14 protein-coding genes are annotated in these 15,157 nt (G+C 69.4%); 1 reads left to right on the top strand and 13 read right to left on the bottom strand.

Annotated features, from left to right (window positions below):
• Positions 1-32: 32 nt before the first annotated feature.
• The 13 genes from metK to pyrR all read right to left on the bottom strand — a co-directional run bounded on the left by metK (position 33) and on the right by pyrR (position 14,284).
• Positions 33-1,241: a methionine adenosyltransferase gene (gene metK, locus AB0M63_RS43265; protein WP_355918656.1), complete on the bottom strand. Its 1,209-nt coding sequence runs from the start codon at positions 1,239-1,241 to the stop codon at positions 33-35.
• A 239-nt stretch (positions 1,242-1,480) separates the two neighbouring features.
• Entirely contained in the window at positions 1,481-2,683 is a 1,203-nt protein-coding gene (gene coaBC / locus AB0M63_RS43260) for a bifunctional phosphopantothenoylcysteine decarboxylase/phosphopantothenate--cysteine ligase CoaBC (RefSeq protein WP_366023252.1), read from the bottom strand.
• 93 nt (positions 2,684-2,776) lie between these two features.
• Entirely contained in the window at positions 2,777-3,049 is a 273-nt protein-coding gene (gene rpoZ, locus AB0M63_RS43255) for a DNA-directed RNA polymerase subunit omega (protein WP_019059732.1), read from the bottom strand.
• A 40-nt stretch (positions 3,050-3,089) separates the two neighbouring features.
• Positions 3,090-3,647 (bottom strand): guanylate kinase, encoded by a 558-nt coding sequence (gene gmk, locus AB0M63_RS43250; protein WP_355918662.1) that lies wholly within the window; start codon positions 3,645-3,647, stop codon positions 3,090-3,092.
• A gap of 36 nt (positions 3,648-3,683) precedes the next feature.
• Positions 3,684-4,007, bottom strand: a complete 324-nt coding sequence (locus AB0M63_RS43245; RefSeq protein ID WP_019059734.1) for an integration host factor — start codon at positions 4,005-4,007, stop codon at positions 3,684-3,686.
• Between the two features lie 289 nt (positions 4,008-4,296).
• Positions 4,297-5,142, bottom strand: coding sequence for an orotidine-5'-phosphate decarboxylase (gene pyrF, locus AB0M63_RS43240; RefSeq protein WP_366023251.1), 846 nt, complete (start codon positions 5,140-5,142; stop codon positions 4,297-4,299).
• Positions 5,139-6,245 (bottom strand): quinone-dependent dihydroorotate dehydrogenase, encoded by a 1,107-nt coding sequence (locus AB0M63_RS43235; protein WP_366023250.1) that lies wholly within the window; start codon positions 6,243-6,245, stop codon positions 5,139-5,141. The genes pyrF and AB0M63_RS43235 overlap by 4 nt, the downstream gene beginning before the upstream one ends.
• A gap of 74 nt (positions 6,246-6,319) precedes the next feature.
• A complete protein-coding gene (gene carB / locus AB0M63_RS43230) occupies positions 6,320-9,637 on the bottom strand; it encodes a carbamoyl-phosphate synthase large subunit (RefSeq protein ID WP_366023249.1) in 3,318 nt (1,105 codons plus the stop codon).
• Positions 9,630-10,787 carry a glutamine-hydrolyzing carbamoyl-phosphate synthase small subunit gene (gene carA / locus AB0M63_RS43225; protein ID WP_366023248.1) on the bottom strand — a complete coding sequence of 386 codons (1,158 nt, stop codon included), beginning with the start codon at positions 10,785-10,787 and terminating at the stop codon, positions 9,630-9,632. Before carA ends, carB begins: the two co-directional genes overlap by 8 nt.
• Positions 10,784-11,368: a hypothetical protein gene (locus AB0M63_RS43220; RefSeq protein ID WP_366023247.1), complete on the bottom strand. Its 585-nt coding sequence runs from the start codon at positions 11,366-11,368 to the stop codon at positions 10,784-10,786. Before AB0M63_RS43220 ends, carA begins: the two co-directional genes overlap by 4 nt.
• Positions 11,365-12,651: a dihydroorotase gene (locus AB0M63_RS43215; protein ID WP_358849739.1), complete on the bottom strand. Its 1,287-nt coding sequence runs from the start codon at positions 12,649-12,651 to the stop codon at positions 11,365-11,367. The genes AB0M63_RS43220 and AB0M63_RS43215 overlap by 4 nt, the downstream gene beginning before the upstream one ends.
• A gap of 5 nt (positions 12,652-12,656) precedes the next feature.
• Positions 12,657-13,634 (bottom strand): aspartate carbamoyltransferase catalytic subunit, encoded by a 978-nt coding sequence (locus tag AB0M63_RS43210; RefSeq protein WP_355925578.1) that lies wholly within the window; start codon positions 13,632-13,634, stop codon positions 12,657-12,659.
• An 86-nt stretch (positions 13,635-13,720) separates the two neighbouring features.
• Positions 13,721-14,284, bottom strand: a complete 564-nt coding sequence (gene pyrR, locus AB0M63_RS43205; protein WP_355925580.1) for a bifunctional pyr operon transcriptional regulator/uracil phosphoribosyltransferase PyrR — start codon at positions 14,282-14,284, stop codon at positions 13,721-13,723.
• 253 nt (positions 14,285-14,537) lie between these two features.
• On the opposite strand from pyrR, the gene bldD reads away from it, so the two are divergent.
• Positions 14,538-15,038, top strand: coding sequence for a transcriptional regulator BldD (bldD, locus tag AB0M63_RS43200; protein ID WP_019059743.1), 501 nt, complete (start codon positions 14,538-14,540; stop codon positions 15,036-15,038).
• The last annotated feature ends 119 nt before the right edge of the window (positions 15,039-15,157 follow it).

Below are 15,157 nucleotides of genomic sequence, written 5' to 3'. Positions count from 1 at the left end.
GGGAAACCGGGCCTCGCAAAGCCAACCGCGTACTACAGCCCCGCGGCCTTCCGCAGCGCCTCCACGCGATCCGTGCGCTCCCACGTGAAGTCGGGGATCTCACGGCCGAAGTGGCCGTACGCCGCGGTCTGGGCGTAGATCGGGCGCAGCAGGTCGAGGTCGCGGATGATGGCGGCCGGGCGGAGGTCGAAGACCTCGTCGATCGCCTTCTCGATCCGGTCCGGGTCGACCTTGGCGGTGCCGAAGGTCTCGACGAACAGGCCCACCGGCTCGGCCTTGCCGATCGCGTACGCGACCTGGACCTCGCAGCGCGAGGCGAGGCCCGCAGCCACGACGTTCTTCGCGACCCAGCGCATCGCGTAGGCGGCGGAGCGGTCGACCTTGGACGGGTCCTTGCCGGAGAAGGCGCCGCCGCCGTGGCGGGCCATGCCGCCGTACGTGTCGATGATGATCTTGCGGCCGGTCAGGCCGGCGTCGCCCATCGGGCCGCCGATCTCGAAGCGGCCGGTCGGGTTCACCAGCAGGCGGTAGTTCTCCGTGTCGAGCTTGATGCCGTCCTCCAGGAGCGCCTTCAGCTCGGCCTCGACCACGAACTCGCGGATGTCGGGGGCGAGCAGCGACTCCAGGTCGATGTCGGACGCGTGCTGCGAGGAGACGACGACCGTGTCGAGGCGGACGGCCTTGTCGCCGTCGTACTCGATGGTGACCTGGGTCTTGCCGTCGGGGCGCAGGTAGGGGATGGTCCCGTTCTTGCGGACCTCGGAGAGGCGCTTCGAGAGGCGGTGCGCCAGGAAGATCGGCAGCGGCATCAGCGTGGGCGTCTCGTCGGTCGCATAACCGAACATCAGGCCCTGGTCGCCCGCGCCCTGGCGGTCCAACTCGTCGTCGTCGCCCTCGACACGGTTCTCGTACGCCGCGTCGACACCCTGCGCGATGTCCGGGGACTGCGCGCCGATGGACACCGAGACACCGCAGGAGGCGCCGTCGAAGCCCTTCTTGGAGGAGTCGTAGCCGATCTCCAGGATCTTGTCTCGGACGAGCTGCGCGATAGGCGCGTAGGTCTTGGTGGTGACCTCGCCGGCCACGTGCACCAGGCCGGTGGTGATCAGCGTCTCGACGGCGACCCGCGAAGTCGGGTCCTCCCGCAGAAGCGCGTCGAGAATGGTGTCGCTGATCTGGTCAGCGATCTTGTCGGGGTGACCTTCGGTCACGGACTCCGAGGTGAAAAGGCGACGGGACACAACGCTCCCTGAGGTTGCAGCGGCTGCTGGCTGATCATTGGCGGACGGGACGGGAGCTGCGCCCGACGTCGTCCGAGAACAGTTTATCGGTCGCGGTCGACAGACAGCTCCCCTGTCTCGCCTCTCGGGAAACGCTGTGACCTGCGGCACGCGCATTTTGCCGAATGGCGTATGCCGTTGGCCAGACCCGCCACGCGCGAATGTCAGGTTTCGGCGAGCTGACAAATGGCTGAAACAAATCAGGCAAGACGGTGTGCGACCAGGTCCCACACGATCTCGGCCAGGGCTTCCTTCGGTCCGTGCGGTACGGCGGTCTCGGTGCCGTCGGCGCCCAGCACAACCGCCTCGTTCTCCTCGGAACCGAACGTCTTGCGCTCCCCCACCTCGTTCACCACCAGCAGATCGCACCCCTTGCGTGCCAGTTTGGCGCGGCCGTTGGCGAGGACGTCGTCCGTCTCGGCGGCGAATCCGACGACCACCTGTCCGGGGCGGGCCCGGTCGGCGGAGATCTCCGCGAGGATGTCCGGATTCCGCACCAGGACGATGGGGTCGGGGTCCTTGTCGTCCTTCTTCTTGATCTTCCCGGCCGCGTACTCGGCCGGACGGAAATCCGCGACCGCCGCGGCCATGACGACCGCGTCGGCGTCCGCGGCGGCCTTCAGCACCGCTTCACGCAGTTGTACGGCGGTGCCGACCGGGACGACGTCCACGCCCGCCGGGTCCGGCAGTCCCGTGTTCGCCGCGATCAGTGTGACCCGGGCGCCCCGGGCGGCGGCGGTGCGGGCGAGGGCGTAGCCCTGCTTGCCTGAGGAGCGGTTGCCGAGGAAGCGGACCGGGTCGAGGGGCTCGCGGGTGCCGCCGGCGCTGACGACGACGTGCCGGCCCCTGAGGTCGGGTTCGGTGACACCCCGCGCGAGGACCCGGCGGCAGACCTCGAAGATCTCGACGGGGTCGGGCAGCCGGCCCTTGCCGGTGTCGACGCCGGTCAGCCGGCCGACGGCCGGTTCGATCACGACGGCGCCTCGGCGGCGCAGCGTCGCCACGTTCTCCTGGGTGGCCGGGTGTTCCCACATCTCCGTGTGCATGGCGGGCGCGAAGACGACCGGACAGCGGGCGGTGAGGAGGGTGTTGGTGAGCAGGTCGTCGGCGAGGCCGTGGGCCGCCTTGGCGAGCAGGTCCGCGGTCGCGGGAGCCACGACCACGAGATCGGCGCTCTGGCCGATGCGCACGTGCGGGACCTCGTGGACGTCGTCCCACACCTCGGTCGAGACGGGGTGGCCGGAGAGCGCGGACCAGGTGGCCGCGCCGACGAAGTGCAGGGCGGCGGCGGTGGGGACGACGCGGACGTCATGGCCCGACTCCGTCAGTCTGCGCAGCAGTTCGCACGCCTTGTACGCGGCGATGCCACCACTGACTCCCAGAACGACCTTCGGCTTGTCCACGTCTCTCCCCGGACTCGGCAAACGCAATACGTCCATGACACACCACAGGCCCGGCAGTCGCGCTGCCGGGCCTGTGGAGAGAACTGTTGCGACTCAGGTCGCGGGGCCCTCGACGGCCTCGGACGTCAGCAGACCCGCGTTGATCTCGCGCAGGGCGATGGAGAGCGGCTTCTCGTGGACGTGCGTGTCGACGAGCGGACCGACGTACTCAAGGAGGCCCTCGCCGAGCTGCGAGTAGTACGCGTTGATCTGACGGGCGCGCTTGGCGGCGTAGATCACGAGGCTGTACTTCGAGTCGGTGGCCTCAAGAAGCTCGTCGATCGGAGGGTTGATGATGCCCTCGGGCGCGGTGATGGAAGAGGACACGCTCTGCCTTCCGAAAGGTGGGATGAGATCGGAAAAACGATCACACAACTTCCATCAAGGCTAGCAGCTCGCGCGCTACGTCCTCGACGGAGGTGTTGACCAGGGTCGCGTCGAACTCGGGCTCCGCCGCCAGCTCGACCTTGGCCGCCTCCAGGCGGCGCTCGATCACCTCGGGCGACTCGGTGCCCCGCCCGGTGAGCCTGCGCACCAGCTCCTCCCAGGAGGGAGGGGCCAGAAACACCGAGTAGGCCTCGGCCATGGACTCGCGGACCTGCCGGGCGCCCTGGAGGTCGATCTCCAGCAGGACCGGCACACCGGACTCCAGATGCTCCAGCACGGCCGTACGCGGCGTGCCGTAGCGGTTGCCGGCGAACTCGGCCCACTCCAGCAGTTCGCCGTTGGCGATCAGCTTGTCCATCTCCTCGTCGCTGACGAAGAAGTAGTGGACTCCCGGCTTCTCGCCGGGGCGGGGCTTGCGGGTCGTCGCCGACACCGAGAGCCAGACCTCGGGGTGTTCCTTGCGCATATGGGCGACGACCGTGCTCTTGCCGACCCCTGAGGGGCCGGAGAGCACGGTCAGCCGCGGACGTTCACTCATGCAGCGATTATTCCAGCAATCCCGGGTGCCCGGGACTCACGAGCCGGTGCTGCCGAACTCACGCTCCAGGGACGCGATCTGGTTGGAACCAAGGCCACGCACTCGGCGGCTCTCGGAGATGCCGAGTCGCTCCATGATCTGCTTGGCGCGGACCTTGCCCACGCCAGGCAGGGACTCAAGCAGCGCGGAGACCTTCATCTTGCCGATGACGTCGTTCTCCTGGCCCTGCTTGATGACGTCATGCAGGGAGGCGCCGGAGTGCTTGAGTCGATTCTTGACCTCGGCCCGCTCCCGGCGAGCCGCGGCGGCCTTTTCGAGCGCGGCTGCGCGCTGTTCAGGGGTAAGGGGCGGAAGAGCCACGCCTACGTCACCTCGGATGTCGAACTGTCGGATACGGACCGGTGAGGAACCTAGTCGCCCCACACCTGGGGAGCTACGAGCAACACGCTTGCCCGTTGACTCTGCTCGGAGACTAGCGGCCAGGGGCGCCAGAGTCAGCGAGAACAGAGGAAAAGTCCTGGTCAGCCTGCGCCAGGCCGGACATTTCCGACATAACGCCCTGGATTTGAGGATGTATTCAGACTCAAGTCGCTCCGGAGCCGCTCACCGAGTCACTCATCGGAGGACTCGATCGACCCGTTCGAACACCTCAGACGGTCGCAAAGGCGACGCGGATCTCCTCCGCGAAGCGATCCGAGGCCGCCTGAAGCGCCCCCACGTCGGGACCGTGACGTAGAACACCCCGGCTCACGTTCGGGACGACATTGCGCAGCACCGCCCCGAAGACCCCGGGAAGATCGGCCGGAGTGGCCCCCTGCGCACCGATGCCGGGCGCGAGGATCGGACCGTCGAAGGAGAGGTCGTACGACGACAGGTCGCCCAGGGTGGCGCCGACGACGGCGCCGAAGGAGCCCAGCGGCTCCTCCCCAGCGTTCTCGGCGGCCAGGTGTGCCAGCATCGTCGCTCCGACGTTCCGGCCGTCCGCGCGGACCGCGTGCTGCACCTCGCCCCCCTCCGGGTTGGAGGTGAGCGCGAGCACGAAGAGCCCGGCGCCGCTCTCGCGGGCCAGTGCGATCGCCGGGGAGAGCGAGCCGTAGCCGAGATACGGCGAGACCGTCAGCGCGTCGGAGAACAGCGGGGAGTCCTTCCGGAGGAAGGACTCGGCGTAGGCGGCCATGGTCGAGCCGATGTCGCCGCGCTTGGCGTCCATGACGACCAGCGCGCCGGCCGCCCGCGCCTCCTCGACGGACTTCTCCAGGACGGCGATCCCGCGCGAGCCGAAGCGCTCGAAGAAGGCGCTCTGCGGCTTGAGGACGGCGACCCGGTCGGCGAGCGCCTCGACGACCGTGCGGCTGAACCGCTCCAGTCCCGCGACATCGTCGTTCAGTCCCCACTCGGTGAGCAGCGAAGCGTGCGGGTCGATGCCGACGCAGAGCGGGCCCCGTACGTCCATGGCACGGCGCAGGCGGGCACCGAAGGGTTCGAGTGGGCTCATGCCGGCTTCCTCACGTCGGCGCCGACCGCGTCGGCAAGGGTGGCGTACGGGCTCGTGCGCAGGCGTGCGGCGAGGCCCTTGTGGATCGCGCGGCCCCAGAAGGGCCCTTCGTAGATGAAGGCGCTGTAGCCCTGCACGAGGGTGGCGCCGGCGAGGATGCGCTGCCAGGCGTCCTCGGCGTTCTCGATGCCGCCGACGCCCACGAGGGTGATGCGGTCGCCCACGCGCGCGTAGAGGCGGCGCAGTACCTCCAGGGAGCGGGCCTTCAGCGGCGCCCCGGACAGTCCGCCGGTCTCCTTGACGAGGGAGGGTTCGGAGGTCAGACCGAGTCCCTCGCGCGCGATGGTGGTGTTGGTGGCGATGATGCCGTCCAGGCCGAGTTCCACGGCGAGGTCGGCGACCGCGTCCACGTCCTCGTCGGCGAGGTCCGGGGCGATCTTCACCAGCAGCGGGACACGGCGGTCGGTCACCGCGCGGTCGGCGGCCTCGCGCACCGCCGTGAGCAGCGGGCGCAGCGCCTCGGTCGCCTGGAGGTTGCGCAGCCCGGGCGTGTTGGGCGACGACACGTTGACGACGAGGTAGTCGGCATACCGGGCGAGTCGCTCGGTCGACTTCACGTAGTCGCCGACGGCCTCCTCCTCGGGTACGACCTTGGTCTTGCCGATGTTGACGCCCACGACGGTCCGGAAGACCGCCTCACGAGCCTCCAGGCGGGCCGCCACGGCCGCGGAGCCCTCGTTGTTGAACCCCATGCGGTTGATCAGCGCCCGGTCCGGCACGAGCCGGAACAGCCGCTTCTTGGGGTTGCCGGGCTGCGGCTCCCCGGTGACGGTGCCGATCTCGACGTGGTCGAAGCCGAGCATCGACATGCCGTCGATCGCGACCGCGTTCTTGTCGAAGCCGGCCGCGAGCCCGAACGGGCCGTGCATGCGCAGCCCGAAGGCCTCGGTACGGAGCTCCTTGTAGCGGGGCGCGAGGGCCGCGGCGACGAAGGTGCGCAGTACGGGGACGCGGACGGCGAGCCGGATCCAGCGGAAGGCGAGGTGGTGGGCCCGCTCGGGGTCCATGCGTTTGAAGACCAGACGGAAGAACAGCTTGTACATCTCAGAGTCCTCTTGAAACTTCGGTGTCCTCACGAGAAGGGGGACACCGTTTCCGGTGTCCCCCTCTTCGGCTGCTAGTCGCGGGCCGCGGTCAGGTGTTCGGCGTGTTCCTGGAGTGAACGCACGCCCACGTCACCGTGGTTGAGGGCGTCGATGCCCTGGACGGCGGCGGCGAGCGCCTGGACCGTCGTCAGGCAGGGCACGGACCGGGCCACGGCCGCCGTACGGATCTCATAGCCGTCGAGGCGGCCGCCGGTGCCGTACGGGGTGTTGACGATGAGGTCGACCTCGCCGTCGTGGATGAGCTGGACGATGGTCTTCTCGCCGTTCGGGCCGGTGCCCTCGGACTGCTTGCGGACGACCGTGGCGTTCAGGCCGTTGCGCTTGAGGACCTCGGCGGTGCCGGAGGTGGCGAGCAACTCGAAGCCGTGGGCGACCAGTTCGCGTGCCGGGAAGATCATCGAGCGCTTGTCGCGGTTGGCGACCGAGATGAACGCGCGGCCCTTGGTGGGCAGCGGACCGTAGGCGCCCGCCTGCGACTTGGCGTACGCCGTGCCGAAGACGGAGTCGATGCCCATGACCTCGCCGGTGGAGCGCATCTCCGGGCCGAGGACGGTGTCTACGCCGCGCCCCTGGATGTCGCGGAAGCGCGACCACGGCATGACGGCCTCCTTGACGGAGATCGGCGCGTCCAGCGGGAGTTCGCCGCCGTCGCCGTTCGCCGGGAGCAGCCCCTCGGCGCGCAGTTCGGCGACGGTCGCGCCCAGCGAGATGCGGGCGGCGGCCTTCGCGAGCGGTACCGCGGTCGCCTTCGAGGTGAAGGGGACCGTGCGGGACGCGCGCGGGTTGGCCTCCAGGACGTAGAGGATGTCGCCCGCCATCGCGAACTGGATGTTGATCAGGCCGCGGACACCGACTCCCTTGGCGATGGCCTCCGTCGAGGTCCGCAGGCGCTTGATGTCGAAGCCGCCCAGGGTGATCGGCGGCAGGGCGCAGGCCGAGTCGCCGGAGTGGATGCCGGCCTCCTCGATGTGCTCCATGACACCGCCGAGGTACAGCTCGTGGCCGTCGTAGAGCGCGTCGACGTCGATCTCGATGGCGTCGTCGAGGAAACGGTCGACCAGGACCGGCCGGGAGGGACTGATCTCGGTGGACTCGGCGATGTAGGACTCCAGGCGGGTCTCGTCGTAGACGATCTCCATGCCGCGTCCGCCGAGGACGTACGAGGGGCGGACGAGGACCGGGTAGCCGATCTCGTCGGCGATGGCCTTGGCGCCCGCGAAGGTGGTCGCGGTGCCGTGCTTGGGGGCCGGGAGACCCGCCTCGGCGAGGACCTGGCCGAAGGCGCCGCGGTCCTCGGCGGCGTGGATCGCCTCGGGCGGGGTGCCGACGACCGGGACGCCGTTGTCCTTGAGGGCCTGCGCGAGGCCCAGCGGGGTCTGGCCGCCGAGCTGCACGATCACGCCCGCGACCGGGCCCGCCTGCTGCTCGGCGTGGACGATCTCCAGCACGTCTTCGAGCGTCAGCGGCTCGAAGTACAGGCGGTCGGAGGTGTCGTAGTCCGTGGAGACGGTCTCGGGGTTGCAGTTGACCATCACCGTCTCGTAGCCGGCGTCGCTGAGCGCGAAGGAGGCGTGGACGCAGGAGTAGTCGAACTCGATGCCCTGGCCGATGCGGTTGGGGCCCGACCCCAGGATGATGACCGCGGGCTTCTCGCGCGGGGCGACCTCGTTCTCCTCGTCGTAGGACGAGTAGAAGTACGGGGTCTTCGCGGCGAACTCGGCGGCGCAGGTGTCGACCGTCTTGTAGACCGGGCGGATGCCGAGCGCGTGCCGGACCTCGCGGACGACGTCCTCGCGCAGCCCGCGGATCTCGCCGATCTGCTGGTCGGAGAAGCCGTGCCGCTTGGCCTCGGCGAGCAGCTCCGGCTCCAGCTTGTCGGCGGCGGCCAGCTCGTCGGCGATCTCCTTGATGAGGAAGAGCTGGTCGACGAACCAGGGGTCGATCTTCGTGTAGTCGAAGACCTCCTCCTGGGTGGCGCCCGCGCGGATGGCCTGCATGACGGTGTTGATCCGGCCGTCGGTGGGCCGTACGGCCTCCTCCAGGAGCTGGGCCTTGTTTCCGGCGGAGCCGGGCTCGCCGACGAACGTGAACTGGCTGCCCTTCTTCTCCAGCGAGCGCAGCGCCTTCTGGAAGGCCTCGGTGAAGTTGCGGCCGATGGCCATGGCCTCGCCGACCGACTTCATGGTGGTGGTGAGGGTGGAGTCGGCGCTCGGGAACTTCTCGAAGGCGAAGCGCGGGGCCTTCACGACGACGTAGTCGAGGGTCGGCTCGAAGGAGGCCGGGGTCTCGCGCGTGATGTCGTTCGGGATCTCGTCCAGGGTGTAGCCGACGGCCAGCTTCGCGGCGATCTTGGCGATCGGGAAGCCGGTCGCCTTGGAGGCGAGGGCGGAGGAGCGGGACACGCGCGGGTTCATCTCGATGACGATCACGCGGCCGTCCTCGGGGTTCACCGCGAACTGGATGTTGCAGCCGCCGGTGTCGACGCCGACCTCGCGGATCACGGCGATGCCGATGTCCCGCAGGATCTGGTACTCGCGGTCGGTCAGTGTCATCGCCGGGGCGACGGTGATCGAGTCGCCGGTGTGCACGCCCATGGGGTCGAAGTTCTCGATGGAGCAGACGACCACGACGTTGTCGTGCTTGTCGCGCATCAGCTCCAGCTCGTACTCCTTCCAGCCGAGGATGGACTCCTCCAGGAGGACCTCGGTGGTGGGAGACAGGGTCAGGCCCTGGCCTGCGATGCGGCGCAGCTCCTCCTCGTCGTGCGCGAAGCCGGAGCCGGCGCCGCCCATGGTGAAGGAGGGGCGGACGACGACCGGGTAGCCGCCGAGCGTCTCGACGCCCCCGAGGACGTCGTCCATGGAGTGGCAGATCACCGAGCGGGCGGACTCGCCGTGACCGATCTTCGCCTTGACGGCCTCGACGACGCCCTTGAAGAGGTCGCGGTCCTCGCCCTTGTTGATGGCCTCGACATTGGCGCCGATCAGCTCGACGCCGTACTTGTCGAGGGTGCCGGCCTCGTGGAGCGAGATGGCGGTGTTGAGGGCCGTCTGACCACCAAGGGTAGGCAGCAGAGCATCCGGCCGCTCCTTGGCGATGATCTTCTCGACGAAGTCCGGGGTGATCGGCTCGACGTAGGTGGCGTCGGCGATCTCCGGGTCGGTCATGATCGTCGCCGGGTTGGAGTTGACCAGGATGACGCGGAGGCCCTCGGCGCGCAGGATGCGGCAGGCCTGGGTGCCGGAGTAGTCGAACTCGGCGGCCTGGCCGATGACGATCGGGCCGGAGCCGATGACCAGGACGGACTGGATATCGGAGCGCTTAGGCACGCTGGCCCTCCATGCGGACGGTGTTCATCAGAGACGTGAAGCGGTCGAACAGGTAGGCGGCGTCGTGCGGGCCGGCCGCCGCTTCGGGGTGGTACTGGACGCTGAAGGCCGGCCGGTCGAGGAGTCGCAGACCCTCGACGACCTGGTCGTTCAGGCACACATGGGAGACCTCGGCGCGGCCGTAGGGGGTCTCGGAGACCTTGTCGAGGGGCGCGTCGACGGCGAAGCCGTGGTTGTGCGCGGTGACCTCGACCTTGCCCGTCGTACGGTCCTGCACGGGCTGGTTGATGCCCCGGTGGCCGTACTTCAGCTTGTACGTGCCGAAGCCGAGGGCGCGGCCCAGGATCTGGTTGCCGAAGCAGATGCCGAAGAGCGGGGTGCCACGCTCCAGGACCGCCCGCATGACGGCGACGGGGTGGTCGGCGGTGGCCGGGTCGCCGGGGCCGTTGGAGAAGAACACGCCGTCCGGCTGGACCGCGTAGACGTCCTCGACACTCGCCGTGGCCGGGAGCACGTGCACCTCGATGCCGCGCTCGGCCATGCGGTGCGGGGTCATGCCCTTGATGCCCAGGTCGACGGCGGCGACGGTGAACTTCTTCTCACCGATCGCGGGGACGACGTACGCCTCCTTGGTGGCGACCTCGGCGGAAAGGTCGGCACCCGCCATCTCGGGGGCCTGACGCACCTCGGCGAGCATGGTGCCCTCGTCGGGCAGCGCGTTCCCGGAGAAGATGCCGACGCGCATCGCGCCGCGCTCGCGCAGATGACGGGTCAACGCGCGCGTGTCGATGCCGGAGATCCCGACGACACCCTGGTCGCGCAGCTCCTCGTCCAGCGAGCGGCGGGAGCGCCAGTTGGACGGCACGCGCGCGGGGTCGCGCACCACGTAACCGGCGACCCAGATGCGGCGCGATTCGGGGTCCTCGTCGTTGACCCCGGTGTTGCCCACGTGCGGGGCCGTCATCACGACGACCTGGCGGTGGTACGACGGGTCGGTCAGGGTCTCCTGGTAGCCGGTCATGCCGGTGGAGAACACGGCCTCGCCGAAGGTCACCCCCACGGACCCGTAGGCACGGCCGCGGAAGGTCCGGCCGTCCTCCAGGACGAGTACGGCGGGAACCTTGGTGGCTCCCCTGGTGGAGGTGGTCATCGTGCGCCTTCCGTGTCGGTCGTCTGGAGACTCTTGTTGATCATGCTGTTCAGGGTGTCGACCCACTCCGTGTGCTCGGCCGCCTGGTCCGAGCGGAACCCGGAGTCGATCAGCCGGTCGCCGTGCGCCCACGTCACGATCAGCAGCCCGCCCTCGCTGAGGACCTTCCCGGCGATGCCCTTGCCGAGCAGTGCCTCGCGCAGCGCACCGGCCGGGATGAAGAAGTCGGTGGCTCCCGGTCGTACGACAGCCAGACCGGCCTCCGTCAGGGTCAGCTCGACCCTGCTGCGGGTGCCCAGGCCGTGCGCCACGATGCGGTCGAGCCACTGCCCTGCGGTGGTGGAGCCGTGGTAGCGGCCGCTCATCGTCAGTCTCGCCTCGCCGGGCGCTTCCGGCACGGCGGGCAGCTCGGGCAGGTCGCTCTGGAGGGTGCCGCGCCACTTCCAGCCCTCGCGCATCAGCCAGTAGACGAGCGCGATGAACAGGGCCAGGCCGACGAGCCAGCCGATGCGGGCCGCCCAGTCGGTCACCGGGGCAGACTTCTCGCCGGCCGCGAGGTGGGTCAGTTGCAGTGGTGTCACGTGAGCTTCCCGTCGACGAGCGTGGCCTTGCCCCGGAGCCAGGTGTGCGTCACACGGCCCGGCAGCTCACGCCCCTCGTACGGGGTGTTGCGACTGCGCGAAGCGAAGCCCGCGGGGTCCACCGACCCACGGTATTCCGTGTCGACGAGCGTGAGGTTGGCGGGCTCACCAGCCGAGACGGGACGGCCGTGCCCGTGCGCCCGCCCGATCTCGGCGGGCTTGGCGGACATGCGCTCGGCGACCCCGGTCCAGGTGAGGAGCCCGGTGTCCACCATGGTCTCCTGCACCACTGACAACGCGGTCTCCAGGCCGACCATCCCCATGGCGGCGGCGGCCCACTCGCAGTCCTTGTCCTCGTGCGGGTGCGGGGCGTGGTCGGTGGCGACGATGTCGATCGTGCCGTCGGCGAGCGCCTCGCGCAGGGCGAACACGTCGCGCTCGGTGCGCAGCGGCGGGTTGACCTTGTAGACCGGGTTGTAGGAGCGCACCAGCTCATCCGTGAGGAGGAGGTGGTGCGGGGTCACCTCGGCGGTGACGTCGATGCCCCGGGACTTGGCCCAGCGGACGATCTCGACGGACCCGGCGGTCGACAGGTGGCAGATGTGCACGCGGGAGCCGACGTGCTCGGCGAGCAGGACATCTCGGGCGATGATCGATTCTTCGGCCACCGCAGGCCAGCCCCCGAGGCCGAGTTCGGCGGAGACGACGCCCTCGTTCATCTGGGCGCCCTCGGTGAGGCGGGGCTCCTGCGCGTGCTGGGCGACGACTCCGCCGAAGGCCTTCACGTACTCCAGCGCCCGGCGCATCATCACCGCGTCGTCGACGCACTTGCCGTCGTCGGAGAAGACGGTCACCCCGGCCGCCGACTCGTGCATGGCGCCCAGCTCGGCGAGCTTCTTGCCCTCCAGGCCGACCGTGACGGCGCCGATGGGCTGCACATCGCAGTAGCCGTGCTCCTGGCCCAGCCGGTAGACCTGCTCGACGACACCGGCGGTGTCGGCCACGGGGAAGGTGTTGGCCATGGCGAACACGGCCGTGTAGCCGCCGCTGGCGGCGGCCCGGGTGCCGGTCAGGACGGTCTCGGAGTCCTCGCGGCCGGGCTCGCGGAGGTGGGTGTGCAGGTCGACGAGGCCCGGGAGCAGCACCTTGCCGGCGGCCTCGACGACCTCGGCGCCCTCGGCGCTCAGGCCGACGCCCACCTCGGAGATCGTGTCCCCGTCGATCAGCACGTCCTGCGGCTCGCCGCCGAGGATCTTCGCACCACGGATCAGGATCTTGCTCATGTGACTTACTTCTCCTCGATACGGGCGTGGCTGACGGCGGGTTCGTTGCCGCCCAGAAGCAGATAGAGCACGGCCATCCGGATGGACACTCCGTTTGCGACCTGCTCGACGACGGTGCAGCGGTCCGAGTCGGCGACCTCGGCGGTGATCTCCATGCCCCGGACCATCGGCCCGGGGTGCATCACGATGGCGTGCTCGGGCATCTTCGCCATGCGGTCGCCGTCGAGGCCGTAGCGCCGCGAGTACTCGCGCTCGGTCGGGAAGAACGCCGCGTTCATGCGCTCGCGCTGCACGCGCAGCAGCATCACCGCGTCGGACTTGGAGAGCGTGCTGTCGAGGTCGTACGACACCTCGCAGGGCCAGGTCTCGACGCCGACCGGCACCAGGGTGGGCGGAGCGACGAGGGTGACCTCGGCGCCGAGAGTGTGCAGCAGATCGACGTTCGAGCGGGCGACCCGGCTGTGCAGGATGTCGCCGACGAGGGTGATCCGCTTGCCGGCCAGGTCCTGGCCGAGCCCGGCGTCCCGGCCGACGAGCCTGCGGCGCATGGTGAACGCGTCCAGCAGGGCCTGCGTCGGATGCTGGTGGGTGCCGTCGCCGGCGTTGATGACGGCCGCGTCGATCCACCCCGAGGTGGCGAGCCGGTACGGCGCTCCGGAGGCACCGTGCCGGATGACGACGGCGTCGACGCCCATGGCTTCGAGGGTCTGGGCGGTGTCCTTCAGGGACTCGCCCTTGGAGACGCTCGACCCCTTGGCGGTGAAGTTGATGACGTCGGCGGAGAGGCGCTTCTCGGCGGCTTCGAAGGAGATGCGCGTGCGTGTGGAGTCCTCGAAGAAGAGGTTGACGACGGTACGGCCGCGCAGGGTCGGCAGTTTCTTGATCGGCCGGTCGGCGACCCGGGCCATCTCCTCGGCGGTGTCGAGGATCAGGACGGCGTCGTCGCGGGTGAGGTCGGCGGCCGAGATGAGATGACGCTGCATCTGTCAGGCTCCGTAAGGCAGTTCACGAAAGAAGGAGATTCCGGGCAGACAGGGGCACACCGAACCGGCGCACGCCCCTCGGCCTGCTACGAGGTCTGCTTGGCGCCGAGCAGCACGGTGTCGCGACCGTCCTCCTCGGCGAGCAGGACCTTGACCGTCTCCCGCAACGACGTGGGGAGGTTCTTGCCGACGTAGTCGGCGCGGATGGGCAGTTCGCGGTGACCTCTGTCGACCAGGACCGCGAGCTGCACCGCGCGCGGGCGCCCGATGTCGTTCAGCGCGTCGAGGGCGGCGCGGATGGTGCGGCCGGAGAAGAGCACGTCGTCGACGAGGACGACGAGGCGGCCGTCGATGCCGTCACCGGGGATGTCGGTGCGGGCCAGCGCACGCGGCGGGTGCATGCGAAGGTCGTCGCGGTACATGGTGATGTCGAGGGAGCCGACCGGGATCTTGCGGTCGGTGATCTCTTCGAGCTTGACGGCGAGCCGCTGGGCGAGGAACACGCCCCGGGTCGGAATGCCGAGGAGCACCACGTCGTCGGCGCCCTTGGCGCGCTCGACGATCTCGTGGGCGATGCGGGTCAGGACCCGCGCGATGTCGGGGGCTTCGAGCACCGGCCGCGCATCGGACTCGTACTGCTGGGTGTCCATAGGAAACGGACCTCCTTCTCCGCCTCACGGGACGGACCTTAAAGGACGTCGGATTTGCGCCATCGACGATAGCAGGCCGGGGCGACGGCCCTGATCACCCCTATGGAGTAATCGGCCACCGCCGGCACGGAAGTGCCGGTGCGGACCATTCGGCTTGACGCGGAAGTGTAACGCTGCGTAACCTCACAGTGAGTTACCAGCCGCGCGGCGCGGACCCACCGCTGCCGCGTCGACACAGTGTCCGGGGAGCTATATGTCCAGCGAATACGCCAAACAGCTCGGGGCCAAGCTCCGGGCCATCCGCACCCAGCAGGGCCTTTCCCTCCACGGTGTCGAGGAGAAGTCCCAGGGACGCTGGAAGGCGGTCGTGGTCGGGTCGTACGAGCGCGGCGACCGTGCCGTCACCGTGCAGCGCCTTGCCGAGCTGGCGGACTTCTACGGGGTTCCGGTGCAGGAGCTGCTGCCGGGCACCACGCCGGGCGGGGCCGCCGAGCCGCCGCCGAAGCTGGTCCTGGACCTGGAGCGGCTGGCCCACGTGCCCGCCGAGAAGGCCGGCCCGCTGCAGCGGTACGCCGCCACGATCCAGTCCCAGCGCGGTGACTACAACGGCAAGGTGCTCTCCATCCGCCAGGACGACCTGCGCACACTCGCCGTCATCTACGACCAGTCGCCCTCGGTCCTCACCGAACAGCTGATCAGCTGGGGCGTGCTGGACGCGGACGCGCGTCGCGCCGTCTCCCACGAGGAGAACTGAGCCGCTCCCCGTCTCAGCAGAAACGTCGAAGGCGGTCTCCGGCACCGCTCCGCTCTCGTCGAGGTTGTTGCCGGCCAGGTACCAGACGTCGTTCTGGGCCCGCCGACTGTATGTGGCGT

Origin of the sequence: Streptomyces sp. NPDC051576, from assembly GCF_040681835.1 — a bacterium.
GTDB lineage: Bacteria > Actinomycetota > Actinomycetes > Streptomycetales > Streptomycetaceae > Streptomyces.
Note: the sequence above shows the minus strand (reverse complement) of the source record. Positions and strands in the feature narration are given on the sequence as shown.

Coding starts and splice junctions, on each gene's coding strand:
- gmk (WP_355918662.1), bottom strand. CDS start 3,647: ATGAGTGAACGTCCGCGGCTGACCGTGCTCTCCGGCCCCTCAGGGGTC.
- pyrF (WP_366023251.1), bottom strand. CDS start 5,142: ATGAGCCCACTCGAACCCTTCGGTGCCCGCCTGCGCCGTGCCATGGAC.
- AB0M63_RS43235 (WP_366023250.1), bottom strand. CDS start 6,245: ATGTACAAGCTGTTCTTCCGTCTGGTCTTCAAACGCATGGACCCCGAG.
- carA (WP_366023248.1), bottom strand. CDS start 10,787: ATGACCACCTCCACCAGGGGAGCCACCAAGGTTCCCGCCGTACTCGTC.
- AB0M63_RS43215 (WP_358849739.1), bottom strand. CDS start 12,651: ATGAGCAAGATCCTGATCCGTGGTGCGAAGATCCTCGGCGGCGAGCCG.
- AB0M63_RS43210 (WP_355925578.1), bottom strand. CDS start 13,634: ATGCAGCGTCATCTCATCTCGGCCGCCGACCTCACCCGCGACGACGCC.
- pyrR (WP_355925580.1), bottom strand. CDS start 14,284: ATGGACACCCAGCAGTACGAGTCCGATGCGCGGCCGGTGCTCGAAGCC.
- bldD (WP_019059743.1), top strand. CDS start 14,538: ATGTCCAGCGAATACGCCAAACAGCTCGGGGCCAAGCTCCGGGCCATC.